Source organism: Archangium sp. Cb G35 (assembly GCF_001896145.1).
Lineage (GTDB): Bacteria > Myxococcota > Myxococcia > Myxococcales > Myxococcaceae > Archangium > Archangium violaceum.
Window position 1 is genome coordinate 316758 of sequence record NZ_MPOI01000004.1, and the last position, 22851, is coordinate 339608.

21 protein-coding genes are annotated in these 22851 nt (G+C 68.4%); 3 read left to right on the top strand and 18 right to left on the bottom strand.

Annotated features, from left to right (window positions below; all coding sequences use genetic code 11):
- Window positions 1-6: 6 nt before the first annotated feature.
- From BO221_RS14770 to BO221_RS14785, 3 genes are all read right to left on the bottom strand, one after another.
- The gene (locus BO221_RS14770; RefSeq protein ID WP_083681043.1) at window positions 7-1398 is read right to left on the bottom strand and encodes an SRPBCC domain-containing protein; all 1392 of its coding nucleotides are present in this window, start codon (window positions 1396-1398) and stop codon (window positions 7-9) included.
- An 86-nt stretch (window positions 1399-1484) separates the two neighbouring features.
- Complete coding sequence (locus BO221_RS14780; protein ID WP_073561084.1) at window positions 1485-2075, bottom strand: hypothetical protein; 591 nt, start codon at window positions 2073-2075, stop codon at window positions 1485-1487.
- A gap of 45 nt (window positions 2076-2120) precedes the next feature.
- On the bottom strand, window positions 2121-3008 hold the full coding sequence (locus tag BO221_RS14785; RefSeq protein WP_073561085.1) for a DMT family transporter: 888 nt from the start codon (window positions 3006-3008) through the stop codon (window positions 2121-2123).
- A 171-nt stretch (window positions 3009-3179) separates the two neighbouring features.
- Here BO221_RS14785 and ycaC point away from each other — a divergent pair, with 171 nt between their 5' ends.
- Window positions 3180-3827, top strand: a complete 648-nt coding sequence (gene ycaC / locus BO221_RS14790) for an isochorismate family cysteine hydrolase YcaC (protein ID WP_073561086.1) — start codon at window positions 3180-3182, stop codon at window positions 3825-3827.
- A gap of 30 nt (window positions 3828-3857) precedes the next feature.
- On the opposite strand, the gene BO221_RS14795 is transcribed toward ycaC, so the two are convergent.
- The 3 genes from BO221_RS14795 to BO221_RS14805 are packed head-to-tail and all read right to left on the bottom strand — an operon-like array spanning window position 3858 to window position 7566.
- On the bottom strand, window positions 3858-5390 hold the full coding sequence (locus BO221_RS14795; protein ID WP_073561087.1) for an aldehyde dehydrogenase family protein: 1533 nt from the start codon (window positions 5388-5390) through the stop codon (window positions 3858-3860).
- Window positions 5391-5405: 15 nt separating this feature from the next.
- Window positions 5406-6614 (bottom strand): FAD-binding oxidoreductase, encoded by a 1209-nt coding sequence (locus BO221_RS14800; protein WP_198956118.1) that lies wholly within the window; start codon window positions 6612-6614, stop codon window positions 5406-5408.
- Between the two features lies 1 nt (window position 6615).
- Entirely contained in the window at window positions 6616-7566 is a 951-nt protein-coding gene (locus tag BO221_RS14805; protein ID WP_073561088.1) for an ornithine cyclodeaminase family protein, read from the bottom strand.
- Between the two features lie 265 nt (window positions 7567-7831).
- On the opposite strand from BO221_RS14805, the gene BO221_RS14810 reads away from it, so the two are divergent.
- The gene (locus tag BO221_RS14810; RefSeq protein ID WP_073561089.1) at window positions 7832-8704 is read left to right on the top strand and encodes a DMT family transporter; all 873 of its coding nucleotides are present in this window, start codon (window positions 7832-7834) and stop codon (window positions 8702-8704) included.
- A gap of 57 nt (window positions 8705-8761) precedes the next feature.
- Here the strand turns inward: BO221_RS14810 and BO221_RS14815 are convergent, their stop codons facing one another.
- Window positions 8762-9031, bottom strand: coding sequence for a hypothetical protein (locus tag BO221_RS14815; protein WP_073561090.1), 270 nt, complete (start codon window positions 9029-9031; stop codon window positions 8762-8764).
- 237 nt (window positions 9032-9268) lie between these two features.
- On the opposite strand from BO221_RS14815, the gene BO221_RS14820 reads away from it, so the two are divergent.
- Window positions 9269-10738 carry an FAD-dependent monooxygenase gene (locus tag BO221_RS14820; protein WP_304528707.1) on the top strand — a complete coding sequence of 490 codons (1470 nt, stop codon included), beginning with the start codon at window positions 9269-9271 and terminating at the stop codon, window positions 10736-10738.
- Window positions 10739-10750: 12 nt separating this feature from the next.
- Here the strand turns inward: BO221_RS14820 and BO221_RS14825 are convergent, their stop codons facing one another.
- The 11 genes from BO221_RS14825 to BO221_RS14870 all read right to left on the bottom strand — a co-directional run bounded on the left by BO221_RS14825 (window position 10751) and on the right by BO221_RS14870 (window position 22773).
- The gene (locus BO221_RS14825; RefSeq protein ID WP_073561091.1) at window positions 10751-12856 is read right to left on the bottom strand and encodes a M13 family metallopeptidase; all 2106 of its coding nucleotides are present in this window, start codon (window positions 12854-12856) and stop codon (window positions 10751-10753) included.
- Between the two features lie 46 nt (window positions 12857-12902).
- Window positions 12903-15491 carry an ATP-binding protein gene (locus BO221_RS14830; protein WP_158079843.1) on the bottom strand — a complete coding sequence of 863 codons (2589 nt, stop codon included), beginning with the start codon at window positions 15489-15491 and terminating at the stop codon, window positions 12903-12905.
- Window positions 15492-15531: 40 nt separating this feature from the next.
- On the bottom strand, window positions 15532-16146 hold the full coding sequence (locus BO221_RS14835) for an MEDS domain-containing protein (RefSeq protein WP_073561093.1): 615 nt from the start codon (window positions 16144-16146) through the stop codon (window positions 15532-15534).
- Window positions 16147-16325: 179 nt separating this feature from the next.
- Window positions 16326-17129, bottom strand: a complete 804-nt coding sequence (locus BO221_RS14840; RefSeq protein WP_073561094.1) for an ABC transporter permease — start codon at window positions 17127-17129, stop codon at window positions 16326-16328.
- A 5-nt stretch (window positions 17130-17134) separates the two neighbouring features.
- Window positions 17135-17890 carry an ABC transporter ATP-binding protein gene (locus tag BO221_RS14845; protein WP_073561095.1) on the bottom strand — a complete coding sequence of 252 codons (756 nt, stop codon included), beginning with the start codon at window positions 17888-17890 and terminating at the stop codon, window positions 17135-17137.
- A 60-nt stretch (window positions 17891-17950) separates the two neighbouring features.
- Window positions 17951-18229, bottom strand: a complete 279-nt coding sequence (locus BO221_RS14850; RefSeq protein ID WP_073561096.1) for a LysR family transcriptional regulator — start codon at window positions 18227-18229, stop codon at window positions 17951-17953.
- Window positions 18230-18240: 11 nt separating this feature from the next.
- A complete protein-coding gene (locus BO221_RS55455) occupies window positions 18241-18393 on the bottom strand; it encodes a hypothetical protein (RefSeq protein WP_198956119.1) in 153 nt (50 codons plus the stop codon).
- A 126-nt stretch (window positions 18394-18519) separates the two neighbouring features.
- Window positions 18520-20250, bottom strand: coding sequence for a DUF885 family protein (locus tag BO221_RS14855; RefSeq protein WP_073561097.1), 1731 nt, complete (start codon window positions 20248-20250; stop codon window positions 18520-18522).
- 5 nt (window positions 20251-20255) lie between these two features.
- A complete protein-coding gene (locus BO221_RS14860) occupies window positions 20256-20708 on the bottom strand; it encodes a response regulator (protein ID WP_073561098.1) in 453 nt (150 codons plus the stop codon).
- On the bottom strand, window positions 20705-21931 hold the full coding sequence (locus tag BO221_RS14865) for an ATP-binding protein (protein WP_073561099.1): 1227 nt from the start codon (window positions 21929-21931) through the stop codon (window positions 20705-20707). The genes BO221_RS14860 and BO221_RS14865 overlap by 4 nt, the downstream gene beginning before the upstream one ends.
- Before the next feature lie 152 nt (window positions 21932-22083).
- Window positions 22084-22773 carry a hypothetical protein gene (locus tag BO221_RS14870; protein ID WP_083681045.1) on the bottom strand — a complete coding sequence of 230 codons (690 nt, stop codon included), beginning with the start codon at window positions 22771-22773 and terminating at the stop codon, window positions 22084-22086.
- Window positions 22774-22851 lie beyond the last annotated feature (78 nt).

A 22851-nucleotide genomic window follows, 5' to 3' on the forward strand; every position in this document is an offset into this window, starting at 1 on the left:
CCTCCCTTACGCCAGGTTTTCGAGCACGCTGGACCAGTGTTCGCGCATCGCCTCGCGTGTCTTCGAGTCTGGCAGCTTTTCCATATGGACGTGGAAAGAGACGCCTCGCGCCTTCGGTACCAGCGTGAGCTGCAGTGTCGCGGGATTCTTCCATCCGTCTGGCTGCCAGGTCATGCGGATGCGTTGCCCGGGCCTCACCACCCGGACCTCGCCGCGTACGCCGGGGACTCCACGGCGCTTGGGAACCGCGTAGCCCGCCCCCGGCTCGAGCTTCAGCCTCGCGCCGGCACCGAGCCATCGCTCCGGCTGTGCCGCAACCCGCTCCCACATGTCCTGGGCACTCACCGGCAGCGTGCGGACCACGCCCACCTGGAAGCCCGTCGTCGCCGTCTCGCCCACGATCCGCTTGCCGCGGGCCTGCTCGTACGCCACGGCAATGGACTGCTGCCACCACGAGGACTCCACCTCCCGGGCCAGGTGCGCGACGAGCTGCTTGTGGCTCAGCTCCCCTGCCCTCGCCGCGTCCAGCACACGCATCCACCCCTTCCAGTCCCGCCCGGTCGCATCCTTCACGGCGCTGTCGGTCACGCGTTCGGTGATGAGCGCCTTCTTCGTGGCTGCTTTCTTCGCGGCCGCCTTCTTCGTGGCCGGGGGTTTCTTCCCGCTCGCGGCAATCTCCGCGAGCCGTGCCTGCACCAGCGTCTTCACCAGCTTCGCCGGGAGCGGCTTGTTGGGAGGGAAGGTCACGCCGCTCTTCGACGTGGCATAGCCGTCCAGCTGCGCCTTCAGCGCTGGCACCACGCTGCCGCTGAAGGGGAAGTAGCCGCAGTGGGTCTTGAAGAAGGCGAAGCCGGCCACGGCCTTCCCGTCCACCTTGAAGGCGGGCATCTGGTAGCTGATGGTTTCGACCGCCCCCGGAAGCAGCTTGCGGAGCTGCATGCGCAGCGCTCCCAACGTCTTCTTCGCGGCCGGGTCCTTCAGACCCTCCAGGTATGCGTCGATGGGCTGCAACTCTCTTGGATTCGCCGCCATGGTCCTCGAGTTGGAAGAGCCAGTGGCCCGCGCCGGGCCGAGCTGTTGCACCAGGGCCTTGGGTGCCTTGAGCCGCCAGCCCTGCTCGAGCCGGCGCCTGCACTCGGGCTCGCGCAACTTCGCCAACCGCGCCAGCACCGCGGGCCAGCCCCGATAGTGGTCCGTGATGAAATACAGCTCCGGCATGGCCTGGATCAGGAACTCCTGCTCGTCGACGCTCTCCAGCATGAACACGACGGACTCGCCGTCTTCCTTCAGGCGCACGAACCCCTTGCCGCGAACCTTGAGCGAGGGAGTGCGGAACCAGATGCCTTCCTCCACCTCGGGCATTTCGCAACCCAGCTTGACCAGTTGCTCCCACTTCATGAGCCGCTCCTGACGAGAGAAGGGAGGCAGGAGTGTAACCTGTCTCCCCTGCCCCGCCCTGGACTACGGATTCCAGGAGTGCACTGCTACTCCCAGGAGACGTCGTACACGAAACGGGTGGCGCGCGAGCCCACGTGCTGCAACTCCACCCGTCCCTTGCGATCGCAGCGGCGCAGGAACATCTCGAAGGCGCCCGCGAGCGCCTGCGCGAAGGTGCCTTCGAGCAGCAGGACGGGCGGAACGTCCTCCAACCGCATCTCGACCCGGCGGCCCTCGTCCGACTCCCCGAGGGGCTGGTACACGAGCCGCCCGCAGTCGCGGAACGCCTGCTCCCACGCGTAGGTGGACCACTTGAGCAGGGCCTGGGGTGTCAGGCCGAGCAGCCGCACCGCGCCGTCGAAGAAGGTCTGCAGCAGCGGATAGGCGGCGATGCGGTCCGCCTGAGCGGAGAGGAACTGGCGGAAGCCGGGCGTGCCCAGCACGGCGTGGAGGGGCTCGGTGAGCTTCATGCTCTCCTCGATGGGAATCCACCCCATCCGGGGAGCGGATTCGAAGAGCGCGATCGTCTGCTCGGGGACTCGAGACAGCACCCGGTGCCGGGGATCTGCGGGCAGGGCCCGGGCTCCATCGAGGAGCACCCTGCAGGCGAAGCCTCGGATGGCGGGCTGGGAGGGCATGGGTCACATTCTGGCACGGCACGGGTGACCCCGCCTCTTCGCGGCTCAGGCCTCCACGGGCGGAGCAACGCGGCGCGCAGTGAGTGCGGCCCCGGCGGACGCGGCGCTCACGAAGAGGAGCGCGAGCCACTGGGTGGCGACGAGCCGTTCCCCCAGGAACACCAGGCCCGCGAGGGCGGCGACCGCGGGCTCCAGGCTCATCAGGATGCCAAAAGTCCGGCTCGAGAGCTCCCGCAGCGCCAGCATCTCCAAGGTGTACGGAATCGCACTGGAGAGGAGCGCGACGCCCAGGCCGGCCGCGAACAGCGAAGGCGTGAGGCGGGACGCGAGGCCCTCGGCGAACGCGGCGGGCAGCGCCAGCAGGGCGGCGAACACCATTCCCGTCGCGACGCTCTTCCCTCCCGGGAATACGCGGGACAGGCGCCCACCGAGCACGATGTAGATGGCCCAGCAGGCACCCGCGAAGAGCGCCAGCAGCACACCCAGCGGATCGAGCAGGCTGGCGTCACCGCGCCACGGGGCGATGAGGGCGATGCCGGCCACCGCGAGCGCCGCCCACAGGAAGTCCAGGGCGCGCCGCGACCCGAACACCGCGAGCGACAGGGGCCCCACGAACTCCAGCGTGACGGCCAGTCCCAGGGGGATGCGCTCGATCGCCTTGTAGAAGCTCAGGTTCATCGCGCCGAGCACCACGCCATACGGGATGACCGCGGCCCACTGCGCGCGCGTGAGCCGCGTGAAGGGCGGACGGAATACCGCACACAACAGGAGCGCGGACAATCCGATGCGCAGGCTCGCGGTGCCCATCGAGCCGAGCACGGGGAACAGCACCTTCGCGATGGCGGCGCCCCCCTGCACGCTCACCACGGCGAGGAGCACGGCGGGGATGGGAGGCAGGGTCCGAGCGGGGGGGACCGGGGGTGCTTCACTCATGCGCGGCACCCTACCCGCTCTCCGGCGCCACTGCCCTCCCCATTGTCCAATGGGCGGAACAGTACTTACCGTTTTCAGTGGCTACCTGGCGGACCGGCGTCTCCGCATACTCCTTCCATCACGACGCGCCGCAACGGCGCGGCGAACCCACGACCCCAAGGAGAGAGAGTCATGAGCAAGCCCTATAGCCGTCTGGACCGGGACAACGCGGTGGTGCTGATGGTGGACCACCAGGCAGGCCTGCTGTCGCTGGTCCGCGATTTCAACCCGGACCAGTTCAAGAACAACGTGCTCGCCCTGGCCGACCTCGCGGCCTACTTCAAGCTCCCGACCATCCTGACGACCAGCTTCGAGCAGGGCCCCAACGGTCCGTTGATTCCGGAGCTGAAGGAGAAGTTCCCCAATGCGCCGTACATCGCTCGCCCCGGACAGATCAACGCCTGGGACAACGAGGACTTCGTCAAGGCGGTGAAGGCCACCGGGCGCAAGCAGCTCATCATCGCGGGCGTCGTGACCGAGGTCTGCGTTGCCTTCCCCGCGCTGTCGGCCCTCGCCGAGGACTTCGAGGTGTTCGTCGTGTCGGATGCCTCGGGCACGTTCAACGATGTCGTGCGCCAGGCCGCCTGGGACCGGATGTCCGCGGCGGGCGCGCAGCTCATGACGTGGTTCGCCGTGGCCTGCGAGCTGCACCGCGACTGGCGCCGTGACATCGAGGGGCTGGGAACGCTGTTCTCGAACCACATTCCCGACTACCGCAACCTGATGACCAGTTACAACGTGCTCAAGGCGGCCAATCCCCTGCCCAAGGCCGTGCCCTGAGCAGGACCCCTGCGAGGAGGCGTGGGGCACTCAGAAGTCGAACTTGATGCCCTGCGCCAGCGGCAGCGCGTCGGAGTAGTTGATGGTGTTGGTCTGCCGGCGCATATAGGCCTTCCACGAGTCGGAGCCGGACTCGCGGCCACCACCGGTCTCCTTCTCGCCACCGAAGGCTCCGCCAATCTCCGCACCGGAGGTACCGATGTTGACGTTGGCGATGCCGCAGTCGGAGCCGGCCGCGGACAGGAACTGTTCGGCCACCTTGAGATCCTGCGTGAACACGGCCGAGGAGAGGCCCTGTGGCACGCCGTTCTGGATGGCGATGGCCTCCTCCAGCGTCCGGTAGGGCAGGACATAGAGGATGGGCGCGAAGGTCTCGGTCCGCACCACCTCGTCGGTGGGCCGGACCCCGGTGATGAGGGTGGGCAGCACGAAGTGGCCCGGGCCGCTCAGCGCCCTGCCGCCACTCACCACGGTGCCGCCGGACGCCAGGGCCTTCTCCACGGCGGCCTCGAAACGCCGCACGGCCTCCGCGTCGATGAGCGGCCCCATGAGGGTGCCGGGCTGGAGCGGGTCGCCGATGCGGGTCTCGACCTGCGCGTAGGCGGCCTTGAGCCGGGCCACCACGTCGTCCACGATGGACTCGTGCACGATGAGCCGGCGCGTGGTGGTGCAACGCTGTCCGGCGGTGCCCACCGCTCCGAACACAATGGCCGGAATCGCCAGCTTCAGGTCCGCGGTGCGGTCCACGATGATGGCGTTGTTGCCACCGAGCTCCAGCAGGCTCCTGCCCATCCGCTGGGCCACGCGCACACCGACCTGACGGCCCACGGCGGTGGAGCCGGTGAAGCTCACCAGCGCGATGCGCGGGTCGTCCACCAACCGCTGCGCCAGCTCGTTGCCGCCGTCGTTGAGGAGGAAGAACACCTCCGGGAAGCCGCCCGCCTTCAGCGCCTCGTTGCAGATGCGGGTGGCGGCGATGGCCGTCAGGGGCGTCTTCGGCGAAGGCTTCCAGAGGGAGATGTTGCCGCAGACGGCGGCGATGAACGCATTCCAGGCCCACACCGCGACCGGGAAGTTGAAGGCGCTGATGATGCCCACCAGGCCCAGGGGATGCCACTGCTCGTACATGCGGTGGCCGGGGCGCTCGGAGTGCATGGACAGGCCGTACAGCATGCGCGACTGGCCCACCGCGAAGTCGGCGATGTCGATCATCTCCTGCACTTCGCCGTCACCCTCGGCCTTGATCTTCCCCATTTCCAGCGAGACCAGCGAGCCGAGCGCGTCCTTGTGCCGGCGCAGTGCATCGCCACACAGACGGATGGCCTCGCCGCGCCTGGGCGCGGGGGTCGCGCGCCACGCGGCGAAGGTCTGCGCCGCCCTGCGAACGAGGGTTTCGTAATCCTCCGCGCTGGCCGAGGACACGCGGGCGAGGTGCTGGCCGTTGCTCGGATTGACGACCTGGATGTCGGCGTCCTGGGAGGTGCCGGACCACTCGCCGTTGCCGAGGTAGGAGCCGGGGTTGCGCGCGGACAGGCCGAGCATGTCGAGGAGGGCGTGGGTCATGGAGGTCTCTAGATATCAGCCGATCACGTTGGATTCGAGCACCCGGCGGCCCTCGGCGAGCCGGCCGACCGAGAGCGGGGACAGGTCGAGCGTGCGAAACCCGCCGTACAGCAGGAGCTCGGCGAGCCCGCGGCCGGCGGCCGGGGCCTGCTGCACGCCGTGCCCGGAGAAGCCGGTGGCGCACCACAGGTTCGCGAAACCGGGATGGAGACCCAGCAGCGCGTTGTGGTCGAACAGGTTCATCTCGTAGTAGCCGGCCCAGGCGCGCTCGACACGCACCGACTCGAAGGCCGGGACACGGTGAGCGAGCGCCGCCCACGTGGCCTCGTCGAACTCGGCCAGGTTGGGCTCGAGCGGCAGGTCGTCGGCATCGGGGTTCGGGGTGGTCCCGAAGATGAAGTGCCGGCCCTCGGGCCGGAACCAGAATCCCGCCGGGTCGACGACCAGCGGGCACTCGGGCACGGGAGTCGGGCAGGACAGCACGAAGACCGTCCGCCGCCGGGCATGAACCGGCAGCTCGATGCCGGCCGCTGCCGCCAGGCGCCTCGACCAGGGGCCCGCCGCGTTGACCGCCTGACCGCAGATGACCCTGCGGCCGTCAGCCAGGTGCAGCGCGGTGACCCGCCTCGAATCCGGCGAGGCACCGGGCGCGGTGGGCGCGAAGTCGAAGGCGGACACCTCGGCCCGCACCAGCCGGGCGCCCTGTGCGCGCGCCGAGCGCAGTATCGCCGAGTGCAGTGCCGGGCCGTCGAACCATCCCTCGACACCAGCACCAAGCGCGCCGAGCGCGAGATCGGCGGTGTTCAGCCAGGCGAAGCGCGCGGCGAGCGCGTCTGGCTCGAGCAGCTCGATGCGGGCACCATGCGCGCGCTGGATGACGTTCTGGGCGCGCAGCGCCTCGGCCCGCGCCGGCGAGGCCAGGAACAGGTAGCCGGGCAGGGTCAGGCCAATCTCCACCTCCTCCCCTTCGACGGCGAGCAGGGAGCGGGCGTCGCGCAGGAACTCCAGACCGGACTGCGACATCTGGATGTTGACCGGCGTGCTGAACTGCTGGCGGATCGAGCTGGCCGAGAGTTGCGAGGAGGAAGACCCGAATCCGGTATCCCGCTCGAGCAGCACGACCGAGAGCGTGGGGTCCAGACGGGTCAGCCACCAGGCGATCGAGGAACCGGCGATGCCGGCCCCGACGATGGCGATGTCCGCGTGCAGATCTTCGGTCCCCACGTCAACCCTCACCCATGTTCGTGGCGGCGTGCCGTTCGGCCATGGCCGCGCTGTAGACCAGGTGAGCCGCGACCGCGTCCTCGACCGCCTGACCCAGCGCCTTGAAGATCACCGTGCGGCCGGCGTCCGGGGCCGGTGCCCTCCCACCGAGGATCTCGCCGATCTCGGCGTGGATGGGAGCGCCGGAGTGGATGACGTCGCCCGACTCATGCTCGGCGGCGTGCCGACTGTCCGCGACCACCGGGTTGCGCATGGCCTCGTCGTCGAGCTCCCGCCAGTTGGGGCGAGGCGCGCCGATCGCCGCCACGAAGGCGCCCGGCTTCAGCCAGGCGCCGCGCAGCACGGGTTCGGTCGCGTTGGTGACGGTGCAGACGATGTCGGCGCCTCGCACCGCCTCCTCGGCGGTGGTACAGGCACGGCCTCCGGCCTCGGCGGCGCAGCGCGCGGCGTTGTCCGGATTGCGGCTCCAGATGCGGAGCTCCGATACCGGCCGCACCGCGCGCAGCGCGAGCGCATGACTGCGCGCCAGTGCGCCGCTGCCCAGCATCGCCACCACCTTGGGGCCTGGCGCGGTCAGCGCGTCGACAGCCACGGCGGAGACCGCGGCGGTCCGCAGCTCGGTGATCCACGTGCCGTCCATGACGGCCAGGGTCCGGCCGGTATGCGGATCCATCAAGACGATGGTGGCGAGCAGGGTCGGAAGTCCCCGCCCCGGGTTGCCCGGATACAGCGTGATCAGCTTGGTGGCGAGCGCCTCGGCCGTCATCGCCGGCTTGAGGAAGAGCATGCCTTCGACCTGAGGCAATTCCATCACGCTGCGAAGCGGCTGGAGGACCCGGCCTTCGGACAGATCGATCAGCGCGCGGCGCATCCCCTCGAGCAGCTTGCCGAGGGGCAGCAACCGGCGCACCGAGGCATCGTCCAGGTACAGGGTCGGAAGGTGGGGCGTCATGCCGCGCAGGGTATCTCATCCCGATACACCGCCACACCTTCTGCTCCCGGCCAGGCCAGCCGAAGTAAGTCCGTTCAGGGGTCTGTCCTCAGCTCGAAAGCAGGAGGGTCCCCTCCGGGCACGGTCTCGCCAGACTTGTCCAACTGTTGGACAAGTTCGTGAAGAGCGCGCCCGGAAGGCGGACTCACTCACCCCTGAAAGGACTTTGTTCCGATGGCCTGGCAGAAGCAGAACACGCCTTCCCTCTTGCGCATAGACTGACCGGATGAAGCACCGCACCGCCCTCCTCGCCTTGCACCTGGGCGCTCTGTTCTTCGGCCTGTCCGGCATCTTCGGCAAGCTGGCGCTGGCCGCGCCGCTGGTGATCGTGTTCGGCCGCGCCCTGTTCGCCGTCGGAGTCCTGGCTCCGCTGACCCGCTTCGGCGAACCGGCGGCGCCGCTGAGCTGGCGGCGTCGCCTGGCCCTCGCCGGCGCCGGCCTGCTGCTGGGCGGCCACTGGTGGGCCTTCTTCATCGCGGTGAAGGTGTCCACCGTGGCCGTGGCCACCCTGGGCTTCGCCAGCTTCCCTGCCTTCACCGTGCTGCTCGAGGGCCTGCTGTTCCGCGAACGGGTGCGCGCGGCCGAATGGGGCGTGGTGGCCCTGGTCAGCGCCGGACTGGTGCTGGTCACCCCGCGTTTCGACCTGGGCAGCGATGCCACCCTGGGGCTGGCCTGGGCGGTGTTCTCCGGCCTGCTGTTCGCCATGGTCTCGGTGTCCAACCGGGCCACCACCGCCGGGGTCAAACCGGCCCAGGCGGCGCTCTGGCAGAACCTGGCCATCGCGCTCGCCAGCCTGCCGCTGGCCTGGGTGGCGCTGCCCGAGGTGCGCCCGCTGGACTGGCTGTGGATCGCCCTGCTCGGCCTGCTCTGCACGGCCCTGGCGCACAGCCTGTTCGTCGCCAGCCTGCGCGTGCTCAACGCGCGCAGCGCCTCGGTGGTGTTCGCCCTGGAGCCGGTCTACGGGATCGCCTTCGCCTGGTGGCTGTTCAATGAGCAGCCCAACCCGCGCATGCTCTTCGGCGGCGCGCTGATCCTGCTGGCCACGCTGATCTCAGCGCGCATGAGCAAGCACGCCCCCAGCCCCGAGGATCTCGGTTGACTCAATGGATACGCGGGAACAGCCCGCTCCAGGTGACTGGAGCGGGCCGTGTTGCCACTAGCAGGACTCTTCCGAATACACCTGGCGGTACGATGTGCGCAGGCCTTCCCGCGTAGGCCATTCCCCGCACCAGCAGCGTTCAACGCCGACCTCGGTGGTGTAGGTCGCGTCGCTGTAGTACACGACGATGTAGTTGCTAATGCAGATGAGCCGGTCCTCCCGAGTCGCGAGGCTTGGCTGCTCAGCCTCCAGTCCGTCCTCCTCGACTCCGCCGCAACCTGCGAGGAGCCCAGCAGCGAGTGCGCTTGCGATGATGTATGTCTTCATGCTTTCTCCGGATGCGCGGTTGGCTTTAGCGCTTTTCTAAACTAGCTCGAATGGCGCGAGCTGGAAAGAAATGCCCTCGGAGGCAGCAGGCATACGGGAAAACCCCAACCCTGCTTTGCTTCGCTTTTGAACGAACAAGATTGGAGTTGCCTGCATACAAGCAGATTTCCGGCGCGGAGCCAATCGGGTCCGTGACGGATGCCGGTCGAAGGCCGGGCCGGCGTAGACCGCGCGGCCATGACCATGACCCAGCATGCAGTGGTGATCGTCGGAGGCGGACCGACGGGGATGATGTTGGCGGCCGAGCTCGCGTTGGCGAAAGTCGACGTCGCGATCGTCGAGCGGCGCGAGACCCAGGACCTCGACGGCGCGCGCTCACGCGGCCTGCACGCACGCACCATCGAGGTTCTCGATCAGCGTGGAGTCGTGGATCGGTTCCTCTCGCAGGGGCAGGTGGCGCAGGTCGCGGGGTTCGCGTGGATCCCGCTGAGCATCAGCGACTTTCCCTCCCGGCATCCCTACGGGCTCGGCCTCGTGCAGAAGGAGTTCGAGCGCATCCTGGCCGGCTGGGTCAACGAGCTGGGAGTGCGCATCTACCGCGGGCGGGAAGTAACCGGGTTCGCACAGGACGACAGCGGCGTCGACATCACGCTCTCCGGCGGTCCGTCGCTCCGGGCCGGATATCTCGTCGGATGCGACGGCGGACGCAGCGTGATCCGGAAAGCAGCCGGCATCGAGTTCGCCGGATGGGATCCGACCGTGAGCTGTCTGATCGCCGAGGTCCAGATGACCCAGGAGCCGGCTTGGGGGATGCGCCGCGATGGTATCGGCGTCCATGCCTTCTCCAGGTTGGCGGAGGGCCTGGTGGGGGTGATGGTGACCGAGCGGCAGATCGGCCCCCGCGGCGAACCGTCGCTCCGCGAGCTCAGCGACGCGCTCGTCGCCGTCTACGGGACCGACTACGGGATCCACAGCCCCAACTGGATCTCCCGGTTCACCGACCTGACCCGGCAGGCCGCGGCCTACCGTGACCGGCGCGTTCTGCTGGCCGGCGATTCCGCGCACGTTCACTTCCCCGTGGGCGGGCAGGGCCTCAACCTCGGCGTGCAGGACGCGGTGAACCTGGGGTGGAAGCTGGCCCAGGTGGTCAAGGGAACCTCGCCCGACAGTCTCCTCGATTCGTACCAACTCGAGCGCCACCCGGTCGCGGCACGCGCGCTGCGCAACACGATGGCGTCCATCGCGCTTCTTCGTTCAGACGACCGCGTCGAGGCATTGCGAGAAACCCTCGCCGATCTGCTCCGGATGGACGAACCCCGCAAGCGAATCGCCGGAATGATGTCGGGTCTGGATATCCACTACGACCTCGGCGAGGGACACCCGCTGCTCGGACGCCGCATGCCGGATCTCGACCTCGTCACCGCGAACGGCCCACGGCGCGTCTTCACGCTGCTGAACGAGGCCCGGCCCATTCTGCTCAACCTCGGTGAGCCCGGCGGCTTCGAGCTCGCTCCCTGGGCCAATCGGGTGAGCATCGTCGACGCTCGATACGGTGGCCCCTGGGAACTGCCTGTCCTAGGGGCGGTCACCGCGCCCGCCGCCGTGTTGATTCGGCCCGACGGCTATGTGGCCTGGGTGGGAGACCGGACCCAGCTCGGGCTCACGGACGCGCTCACCCGATGGTTCGGGCCGCCTGCCGCGGCGTAGCCCTGCCCTGCCCTACCAGATGCGCACGCGCTGCTCGGGCGTGAGGTAGAGCGTCTGCCCGGGGGTGGCCCCAAAGGCCTGGTACCAGGCGTCGATGTTGCGCACGGTCGATGCGCGGTACTCACCCGGGGAGTGCCCGTCCGTCATCAGGATGCGGCGCAGGTACGGCTCGCGGTACTTGTTGCGCCAGATCTGCCCGAAGCCGAGGAAGAAGCGCTGCTCGCCGGAGAAGCCCTCGAGCACCGGCGCCGGCTTGTCACCCAGTGACAGCCGGTAGCCGTCGAGGGCGATCGCCACCCCGGCGATGTCGGCGATGTTCTCCCCCAGGGTCAGCTCGCCATTCACGGCGAGGTCCGGCAGCGGGCGGTAGGCGTTGTACTGCGCGACGAGCGTCTGGCTGGCGGCCTTGAACTTCTCCGCGTCCTCCTTCGTCCACCAGTTGGCCAGCTTGCCCCGGGCATCGAACTGCGCGCCCACGTCGTCGAAGCTGTGCACGATCTCATGCCCGATGACGCTGCCGATGCCACCGTAGTTCACCGCCGGATCGGCGTTCGGGTCGAAGAACGGCGGCTGCAGGATGGCCGCGGGGAAGATGATGGAGTTCTGCTGCGGCGAGTTCAGCGCGTTCACCAGCTGCGGCGGCATGAACCACTCCGACCGGTCCACCGGCTTGCCCAGCTTGGCCAGGTTGCGCCGGTACTCGAAGCGCGAGGCGCGCTCGGCGTTGCCGTAGGCCTCCCCCCGCACGATCTCCAGCCCCGAGTAGTCCCGCCACTTCGCCGGGTGGCCGATGCCCACCTGGAGCGTGCCCAGCTTCTCCTTCGCGCGCGCCTTCGTCTCCGGGGACATCCACGCCAGTGAGTCGATGCGCTGGCCGAACGCCTTGACGATGTTGCGCACCATCTTGTCGGCCTCCGCCTTGGCCTCGGGCGGGAAGTACTTCTCCACGTACAGCTTGCCGATCGCCTCCCCCATCGCGTAGCTGGTGACGCCGACACCGCGCTTCCAGCGCTCGCTCAGCTGCTGCGCGCCGGTGAGCACGCGGCCGGTGAACGCGAAGCTCTCATCCACGAAGGCCTTGGGCAGGAAGGGCGCGGCGCGCTCGAGGGCGTGGAAGGTCAGGTAGTCCTTCCAGGTCTGCACCGGTTCGCTGCCCACGAGCTTCGAGATGCCCGTCAGCGCACTCGGCTGCCAGATGATGAATTCCTTCTGCTGCGCGAGTCCCGCGGCCTCGAGGTACGCGTCCCAGTCGAGGCCCGGCGCGCGCGTGGCGAGCTCGCCCCGGGGCCAGGGGTTGTTCACCTTGGCCACGTCCTGCGTGTCCACCTGGTTCCAGTGCACCCGGGCGATCTCCCGCTCGAGCTCGAAGATGCGCTTCGCCCGGGCCTCCGCGTCGGAGATGCCCGCCAGTCCCAGCATGGCGGCGATGTGCTGCTGATACTTCTGGCGCACCTCCGTGAACCGCGCGTTGTCCACGAGGTAGTAATCGCGATCCGGCAGGCCCAGGCCGCCCTGCAGCAGGTATGCGGCGTAGCGGGACGGATCGTTCAGGTCCTCGGTCACCCAGAGGCCGAGGAGCCGGTCCGTGGTGACATCCGCCGTGTTGAGCGCGTCGACGTCGGCGCGCAGCGTGTCCCCGAGGGCCGTGGACAGCTCCTTCCGGGTGGTGATGGCGGCGATGCGCTCGAGCTCGGGCTGGAGCGGTGCCAGCCCCTTCGCCTCGATGCCCGCCTCGTCCATGAAGCTGGCGAAGAGATCACCCAGCTTGCGCACCTCGCTGCCCGCGGGGGCGTTGGTGCTCGCGGCCTCCTCGATCAGGGAACGGGTGCGGCGGCTCGCCTCTTCCGCCAACTTCGTGAACATGCCGTAGCTGGAGCGGTCCGCGGGGATCTCCGTCTTCTCGATCCACGTGCCATTGACGTAGCGGTAGAAGTTGTCGCCGGGCGCCACGGCCGTGTTCATTCCGGCGGTGTCGACACCGAAGCTGCCATGGGCGGGAGGCGCGGCGGCCTTCTTGTCCATGGGTGCGGAGGTGACACACGCGGCGAGCAACGCGGATGCACTGGCCGTGAGCACCACGCGCGCGGCACCCGGGATACGTCGGTTCTGGGAGGTCATAGGGGCCCTTGATAAAAGTCCGCGCCCCAACAGCGCAACCCCGCGCTTAATCCCGAACTTCGGCCTCCACGGGCATCTGGACCAGCTCCTGGAGGATGCGGAGCAGTTGACCGGGCTGGATGGGCTTCACCAGGTGGAGGTCGAAACCCGCCGCATGCGCGCGGTGACGGTCCGAGTCCTGTCCGTACCCCGTGATGGCCACCAGCTTGATGCCCTTCAGGGAGGGCTCCTGTCGCAGCCTCGACGCGAGCTCGTAGCCGTCCATGACCGGAAGGCCCACATCCAGCAGCGCGATGTGGGGCCGGAACGCGCTGGCCGCCTCGAGCCCACTCGGTCCATCCAGGGCCATCCGCGTGACATACCCCTTCGAGCCCAGGAACTCGGTGAGCAGCTCGACCGCGTCACGGTTGTCATCCACCAGGAGCAGCCGCAGGGAGCCCGGGACCTCCTGGACGGCGGGCACCTCGGAGGGGGGGCTCCGGTCCTCGCCATCGGTGGCGTCATGCCGCGGCGCGGCGAGCGGCAGGCGGACCACGAACTCACTCCCACGGCCCAGGCCCTCGCTGTGGACCGAGACGGTGCCCCCATGCAGCTCGACCAGACTGCGGACGATGGCCAGGCCCAGGCCGAGCCCGCCCTGGGACCGATCGATGGACCGGCCCTCCTGGACGAACATGTCGAAGATCCGCGGGAGGATGTTGGGCGCGATGCCCGCGCCATTGTCCCGGACCCGCACCACGGCCTGCGCCCCCTCCCCCTTCGCGGTGACGGCGATGCGCCCACCGGGATCCGTGTACTTCGCCGCGTTGTTGAGCAGATTCGCCAGCACCTGGGCGAGCCGGGCCGGATCCCCATCCACGACGAGCGGTCCGGCCGGCGGGGGCATCTCCAGAAAGTGCGCGCGCTGCTCCAACAAGGGGCCCGCCATCTCGGCGGCCTTGAACAGCACGGCCGTGAGATCGATGCGCCCCCGCTTGAGCTGCACCTTTCCCCGGGTGATGCGCGAGACGTCGAGCAGATCATCCACGAGCCGGGTGAGGTGCTCGACCTGGCGCTCGATGATGGTCCGCTCCCGTTCGGAGGAAGAGCCGTCCTTCATCCGCATCAACTGGAGGGCCGTGACCATGGGCGAGAGCGGATTGCGCAGCTCATGGCCGAGCATCGCGAGGAATTCGTCCTTGCGGCGGTCCGCCTCGCGCGCCTCCTGGTAGAGGCGGGCATTGTCGAGTGCCACGCCCGCGCGCAGCCCCAGCTCCTCGACGAGTTCCAGGGCCTCGGGGTCGTAGCGGCCCACCTCCTCGGCGCCCAGGACGATGGCACCGAGCACCCGGCCTCGTGCCGCGATCGGCGCCAGGACCGAGTTGTTCGTGATGCAGGAGCGCGGCTCGCTCCATGTCGACAGCAGCGAGAGACCCAGCTCCCGCGCGAGCCCGGCCTTCACCCGCTCGCGGTGGACGGCCAGCGTCTTCGTCTCGTCGGTGCCCGAGACGGTGCGCTCCACCATCTGGATGACGACCCAGTCGGCGAAACGGGGCATCAGGAGGTTGGCCACCCAGGTGAGGGCCGCCTCCAGATCCAACGACGAGCCGAGCATCGCGCTCGCTTCCGACAGGAGATCCGCCCGCTGCTGCCGAGCCTCCGCCATGAGCCGGGCCCGCCGCTCGGCCTCGAGCAACCGGGCGCGATCACATGCCTGGGCCGCCTGATGGGCCAGGGCCTGGATGAAGGCGCGCTCGTCATCCTCGAAGGGCCGTGGCTCGGGGAAGTTGAAGCCGAGCGCACCCAGGCACCGGTCATCGACCAGCAGGGGCACGGTGGCATAGCAGAGCGGATTGCCCCGATAGCCATTGCCGAAGAGGCCCCGCTTCTGACGGAAGGCCTGCGCGAGCGGAAGATCGGCTTCCACCGGAATGTGCTCGTAGTCGCGCAGCATCGCCTCGGAGTAGCCCACGGCGCGGATCAGCCGCAGCCCGCCCCCGGTCTCGTCGGCCAGGAACATGCTCCCCGCGCGGGCGCCCATGGCATCCAATCCCCAGGAGAGGATGACATCCGCCACCTGGGCGAAGGTGTGCGTCCGCGAGAGCCCATCCGAGACGGAGTGGAGCATCGACAGCACGGAGTTCACGCGCTGGAGACGGCCCCGCTCCTCGGCGAGCCGCTGCCGCGCCCGCGCTTCCCGGCTCGACTGCAGCGCCAACGCGGCCTGGTTGGCGATCAACTGGAGCAGGTGCCGCTCGTGCGGCGTGGGGAAGTTCTCCCGCCAGGAGCCGACGATGATCGTCCCGGGCTCACCCAGGGGCGTGGCCGCGGCCAGGCGGACCGTGGTCCGGCCGAGGATGTTCGGCCGTGGCAGCTCGAAAGCCGGCGGCGGATCCGCGTTCGCCCCCTCACCCGCGGCCAGGAGCGCCTCGCGGTCCAGGTCCGGAGGAAAACAGCAGTCGAGCGGCCCCTCCGGCCCCTGGAGCTTCAGGAGGGCGACGTCCAGGCGCAGCCGGGAGACGAGGAGCTCGAGGGTGCTCCGGGCGAGCTCCCCGGGTTCCCTGCCCTGCCAGGCGGAGGACTGCTCGAACAGGGCGAACAGGTCATTGACCTGTCGGCGAAGCGCGAGCGCTCCCTGTTCGGAGAGCTCCGACAAGCGGGAGTTGATGCGCTCCGGTGCCAATGGACGTTCTCGCTCAGGAATGCTTGTCCCGTGTGGCGGTTCCAAGCAGTTGCTCGTACGGGACGTAGTACGGATTCTCGCGGACCACGCCATCGACGAGGGCGTAGGGATGGGACCGGAGGACGTCCATGACGTCCGAGCCGTTGAAGCGGTTGAGATCGTAGACGCAGATGGCGGGCTGCCTCAGCCGGTTGAGCAACTGGTTGACGCGAAACTCGTACTCGATGAAGCGGTCAATCCCGGGCCGGTTCTCGAGGGCCCACTCCATGTGGCCCATCATGCGCACGCGGGAGAAGCCCTCGGCCCGGCTCGTCATCACCGCCTCCTCGAGAAGCGCCATCATCGAGTCTCCGTCGAACCGGCCCTCCTTGAGATAGGCATCGTTCCACCCCATCACCTCGAGCTGTCCCGTCCTCATGCAGTCATCGATGGGGACGCCCATCTGCTCCAGGTGTTGGAGGTGATCATGTTTCAGGCGGGGATCGCAGATGTGGACCGCCTTCTCGCCCGCGTCGATCCCCTCGCGGATATGGGAGCGGAGCACCTCGTATTCTTCCTCGCGCGAGCGGAAGAACGCGGCGATATGGAAATGTTCGAGCTTCCTTCCCGCGATGGTCACATCCCCCATGTGGCCGTCCTCCTGAGCAGGGTCAACGGACTCCCGCCGGCTGCGGACCCCCCCCCCCAGCCGGCGCCTCTTGCCGAGGCGGAGCCGTCACAAGAGAAAATACTATTGTCCTGAAGGTTTCGTTCCGTGTTGTCCGGAGGGCCGTCCGTTAGCGGACAGCTTTTCGGAGGAAGACGGCGCTAGCTCACACTCTCGGCGCTGTAGCGGGCGATGAGGCCGGTGCGCACGGCGTGGCGGTAGACGTAGGTGAAGAACCAGCCCGCCAGCAGGATGTCGAGCACGGCGAGCCCCACGCCCCAGAGCAGCGAGGTGCCCGAGAAGGCGCCGCCCGCGACGATCGTCCGCATGCCCTCGAAGACATAGGAAGGTGGCAGCAGGTGCGAGACGGCACGCATCCACTCGGGGAGCGTGGAGAGCGGATAGAAGACGCCCGCGAAGGGCGAGACCACGGCGGGAATGGGCCAGACGAACCACTCCGCGGACGGCCCGAGCCGGAGCACCACGGCGGCCCCGAAGATGCCCAGGGCGATGCCAAAGAGGAAGAGCACCAGCAGGAAGGGCACGAGCATGAGGCCGTAGGTGAACAGGGACAGGCCGAACGCCGCCCCCGCCACCAGCAGCATCACCAGGAGCCCGATGGAGCTCGTCGCGATGCTCGAGAGCACGAGGCCGCCCACGTACTCGGTGATGGAGAGCGGCGTGGCGAAGACGTTGAGGAAGTTGCGCGACCACACGTCCTCGAAGAACGCCATGGTGACGCCCTGCATGACGCGGGTGAGGAAGTCCCAGAGGAGCACCGCGCCCAGGAGCGCGGGGACGAAGTCGAGCCCGGGCGCGGTGACGCTGTTGAGGTAGCGGGACATGAAGCCCCACAGCACCATGTCGATGGCCACCCACACGAAGAGCGGGAAGATGCGCGAGGGGCTCCCTCGGATGAGGTAGAACTGGCGCAGGACGATGGCGGCGGCGCGGTTGAAGGCCATGGGGCTCAGACTCGCTCCAGCGCGAGCGGTTCCCGCGCCACGGTGATGAACAGCTCCTCCAGGCTCGCCTTGCCGTGCTCGCGCGGCAGGGCCCGGGGGTCTCCCTCCAGCAACACCTTCCCGCGCGAGACGAAGAGGACGCGGTCGCAGACCTCCTCGACCTCGTACATGTTGTGCGAGGTCCAGAGCACGCCCCCCGTTCCCTGGGTGGCGAAGTCGCGGATGCGCGCGCGGATGTCCTTCGCCGTGGCGGGATCCAACGAGGCGGTGGGCTCGTCGAGCAGCAGGAGCTGGGGACGGTTGAGCATGGCCTTGGCGAGGGCCACCCGCGTCTGCTCTCCCGAGGAGAGCACGCCGGACTTGGTGTCGCGGAACCGGACGAGATCGAACTGGACGAGCAGCTCCTCGATGCGGGCCGAGAGCCCCTTCACGCCGTAGATGAGACCGGAGACACGCAGGTTCTGCTGCACGGTGAGATTGCCGGGCAGGGGCGAGTAGACGGCGGCGAAGTTGGTGCGCTCGAGCGCCTGGGAGCGGTGCTTCGCGAGGTCCACGCCCTCGATGAGGATGGACCCGGCGGTGGGCTCGAGCACGCCGAGGATCATGTTGATGGTGGTGGTCTTCCCGGCGCCGTTGGGGCCGAGCAGCCCGACGATCTCATTGCGGCCCACGTCGAACGAGATGCCGTCGACCGCGACGGTGGCGCCGTACTGTTTGCGCAGCGCCTGTACCGAGAGGACCCGCTCATCCGTCGAGGGCATGCGGCCTTCTACGCCACCTCCGGCTCCACGGGCCGGACATTTTCGGGGTGGAACGGAGTCTCAATGCTCCGTGGGGCCCGTGCCGGCCTTCCGCACGGTGTGCACCGCCGCATCCACCTCGGCGAGGATGCGGCGCGCGTGGAGCAGGAAGACCTCGCCGGCGGGCAGCAGCCGCATGCCGCGAGACGTACGCTCGAAGAGCGGGGTTCCCAGCTCGTCCTCGAGCGCGAGGATGTGACGGCTGAGCGGAGGCTGGGACAGGTGGAGCCGGCGCGCGGCACGGCCCACGTGGCCTTCCTCGGCCACCGCGACGAAGGACTGGATGTGTGTGAGGCTCACGGCGAGCGAGGTTACCGCGCCGCCGGGTGTGGGTACACCATCACCCAGACCCAGACCGGCGACCAGGCAGGCATGGAACCAGGCATGCGCGCCATCGCGGGCCGCTGGGCGTCGCGGCGCTTGCGGAACTCGTCGAGATGGATGACTTCGGCAGTCTGGTTCATGGCGGACACCGCTTTCTGGAAGTGGCTCTATGCCTCCGTCCCCCCGTGGGGGAACGCTTGAAATCATTATCGGAAGGAGGCGTCCGCCAGTTGCGCGGATTCTTGTCCGCCCCAGCGGATGACGGCTCAGGCCGCCCCGGCACGGATTTTGGACACCCAGGAGTCCACCCGCCGCTCCAGGATGTCCAGGGGCAGCGAGCCCTCGAGCAGCACCACGTCGTGGAACTCGCGGACGTCGAAGCGGGGGCCCAGGGCCCGCTCGGCCCGGGTGCGGAGCTCCCGTATCTTGAGCTGCCCCACCTTGTAGGCCAGGGCCTGCCCCGGCCAGGCGATGTACCGGTCTATCTCGTTGACGGTGTCCAGCTCCTGGCGCGGCGAGTTCTCCAGGAAGAAGTCGAGCGCCTGCTGCCGGGTCCAGCCCCGGGCATGCATGCCGGTGTCCACCACCAGGCGGACGGCGCGCCACATGTCGTAGGCGAGCTGGCCGAACCTGTCGTACGGGTCATCGTACAGGCCGAGCTCGTCCCCCAGGGTCTCGCAGTACAGGGCCCAGCCCTCCGCATAGGCCACGTGGCTGCCGTAACGCCGGAAGGCGGGCAATCGCTCCTGCTCGGCGGCGAGCGCCAGCTGGAGGTGATGGCCTGGCACGGTCTCGTGCAGTGTGAGGGGAACCATCTCCCAGATGGGCCGCGTCTCGGGACGATAGAGGTTCACCAGGTAGGTGCCGGGGCGTGAGCCGTCGGACGCGCCCGGGTAGTAGGAGCCGGTGGTGACGTCCGGGGCCATGTCCGCCGGGGTCGGCTCGACGCCATAGGGCTGCCGCGGCAGGGTCTTGAACAGCTTCACCAGGCGCGGGTCGATCTGCTTGCAGAGGCCGCGGTAGCGCAGCAGCAACTCCTCGCCGCTCTTGCAATAGAACCGGGGGTCCGTGCGCAGGAAGCGGAAGAAGTCGTGGAGCGAGCCCTGGAAGCCCGTCCTCGCCTTCACGGCCTCCATCTCGTCACGGATGCGCTGGACCTCGGCCAGCCCGAGCGTGTGGATCTCCTCCGGGCTCAGGTTCGTCGTCGTGAACTTGCGGGCGAGGAAACCGTACAGCTCCCGCCCCTCCGGCAACTGCCAGATGCCCACCTGCTCGGGGGCCGCGGGGAGGTATTCGCGCGTGAGGAACCCGTGGAAGCGCGTGAGGGCGGGCAGCACACCGCGCTCGATGGCGGCGCGGCCGGCGGCGGACAGACGCTGCTGCTCGGCCGGCGGGATGCTGGCGGGAAAGCGCGTGAAGGGGCTGTAGAAACCGCTCGCCGTGGGGTCGGCCACGAGCTGCCGCTCGAGCTGGGGCGGGATGCGCCGGAGGATCACCTGGGGGTGCATGAGGCGCTCGCGCATGCCCTCGCGCATGAGCACCAGGATCTGCTCCACATAGGTGCCGAAACCCCCGAGGCGGGCGATCCACTCCTCGTAGTCCTGGACGGTCTCGAAGCGCAGGTTGCCGGCGAGCTGGTAGGCCGTCTGGAGGCCGGGGGGCTGTTTGACGCCCTCCGGGATGCCGCCCACCTGGTTCACCGGCAGCAGGTACCACTTGAACCGGTGCTCCTCGATCCACGTCTCGTAGTCGCGGCGGAACAGATCGTAATGGAGCTGGTCCGCGGCCGGGAGCCGCTCGCGATCCATCGCCTGGAGTTGAGCGAGGACCTGGAGGTTGTGCTGGTGATCGGCGTCGATGGCGGACAGGCCGAGGTCGTCCCAGCGATCATTCCAGCGGCGATCCCCCAGCACCGAGGCGTAGGTGGGGTTGTGCTCCAGCTGGTACTGCCACTCGCGCTCCATCAGTGCATGGAGCTCGGATTCGGGGCCCTTCATGTGTCCTACCGTCTCTGGGAGGGAAGCTCATTGAGCACGAGCCAGTACATGCCGAGCTGCCGCACGGACTCGAAGAAGTCGGTGACGTCCACCGGCTTGTGGACGAAGCTGTTGACGCCGAGCTGGTAGCCCTCCACCAGATCCCTCTCCTCCTTGGACGAGGTGAGGATGACCACGGGCAGGGTCCGCGTGCGCGAGTCGGAGCGGATGCGCCGCAGCACCTCCAGGCCGTCGATGCGCGGCAGGTGCAGATCCAACAGGACGATCTGGGGCTTGATGGCCGGATCCCGGTCCGCATGCTTGCCCTGGATGAAGAGGTAGTCGAGCGCTTCCGCACCATCACGAACGACCACCACGGGGTTGTGGATGTTGCTCTTGCGGAACGCCCGGAGGGTGATCAGCTCGTCATCCTCGTTGTCCTCGACGAGCAGGATGACGCGCTGGTTCGGATCATTCATGAGGCGGTGTCCTCGTGGAGGGTGAAGTAGAAGGTAGCACCCTCCCCGACCCGGCCCTCGCCCCAAATGCGGCCCGCGTGCCGGCGGATGATGCGTTGAACGGTGGCCAGTCCCACCCCATGGCCTTCGAATTCCTTCTGCGTGTGCAGCCGCTGGAAGACGCCGAAGAGCTTCCTCTGGTACTCCATGTCGAAGCCCGCTCCGTTGTCCCGGACGAAGTAGACGCGTCCGCTCCCCTCCCCCGGGAGGATCCCGAACTCGATCTCCGCCACCGGCTTGTCGCGGGTGAACTTCCAGGCGTTGCCCATCAGGTTCTCGAATACCAGACGCAGCAGCTGCGCGTCCCCGCGATCCACCAGTCCGTCCTGGACCCGGATGTTCACGGTCCGCTCGGGCTTCCAGCGTTGGATCTGCTCGGCGATGGAGCGCGCCATGCCGGACAGGTGGACGTCGGACTCCACGAGCTCGATGCGGTTGACACGCGAGAGCGCGAGGATGCCGTCGATGAGCTCGGCCATGCGCTGGGACGAAGCGCGGATGCGCTGGATGTACTCCTGGCCCGTGGCGTCGAGCAGGCCGGCGCAGTCCTCGGTCAGGGCGAGGCTGAAGCTGGAGATGCTGCGCAGCGGAGCGCGCAGATCATGGGCGACGGAATAGGCGAAGGCCTCCAGCTCGCGGTTGGAGAACTCGAGCTGGGCGGTGCGCTCGATGATGCGGCGCTCCAGCTCCGCGTTGAGCTCGCGCATCTGCTGCTCGGCGCGGTGCCGCTCCGCCTCGGCCCGGCGCTCGGTCTCGGTATCACGCAGGATGAGGATGGCCCCCAGCATCTGTCCCTGGTTGTCGCGCACGGGCCACGCGCGCGAGAGGAAGTGCCGCCCCTCCGGAATGAAGGCATTGCGGACGAAGAGCTCCTCCTCGACGGACGCCTCTCCCTGAAGGGCGCGGTACAGCGGCAGCCGCTCGGAGGGAAACAGCCTCTCGGAGTCCGGGTAGAAGACACCGTACCGCTCGCTCCAGTCCTCGGGCCGGGCATCCGAGAAACCAATGCCCAGGATGTTCCGGACCCGCGCGTTCATGAAGAGCGGGTTGCCCTTCGTATCGACGATGCCCAGCCCCTCGGAGGAGTTGTCGAGGAAGGCGCGCAGCAGGGGCTGGTGCTGGGCCTGGAAGATGCTGTCGGTGAGCTCTTCGAGGGGCGAGGCTGGCAGGGAGGGAGCGGTCATGATCGGGCGTGGAAAAGCCTACTGACATTCACGATCCCGAGTCATCACAGGCGGAATGGAATATTCCAGAATAAATCATTAAGCTGGATTTCCACACCTTGCTACAGTCAGGGCGCCGCCGGATCCTCCGGGGCGCCCTCCGCGCGGCCTCCTCAGGGCACGCACAGCCGGGTGTAGGAGCGAACGGGCGACTCCATGCCGCTCGCATCCTTCACCTTGTAATAGATGAACTGCCGGTAGAAGTTGTCGCGGGTGGTGGCCGGGATGCAGAAGAGGCCATAGGTGTTCGAGCCCTGCTCCCAGTCGGTGTAGTTCATGCCCCAGTCTGTCTGGACGCCTTCCCGCCAGTACGAGATGTAGGGACCGCCCTCGCCACCGCTGCCGCTTCCGGTGCAGTTGATGGTCGAGCCGGACTGCGAGCACGTCAGGGTGGCGGTGGGGCAGCCCTGGGAGAAGGAGCTGGTCCTCGACAAGGAACCCGTGGTGCAGCGGCCGGGCGCGGGCGTGGCACTGTCGAAGATGGCGGGATATCCCCTCACCTCGAGGTTGTGCGCGCCGCAGGCAATGGGACTGTCATTGAAGGTCCACGTGCCCGAGCGGTTGGAATCACCCAGGATGGGCTGGGTGCCGCGCAGCACGTTATCCACGTAGTACTCGAGGATGATGCCGTTGGCGGGATAGGCCACCGACCACGTCCCGCCGCCGGTGGCCAGCACCCCACCCCACGAGCTGACCGCCCCCATGTTGAGCGAGGTGACGCTCGCCCCGGCGCAATCCAGGGCGGACTCCTGGGTACCCAGGGCCTCCTCCGCGGCCGGAGCGAGCCCGGTCTCATCGGGCACACCACCACAGCCAGACAACACCAATCCGGACAGCAGGGCACCAAGGACAGAACGGGTCGGGTCAAAGCGCATAAGCTG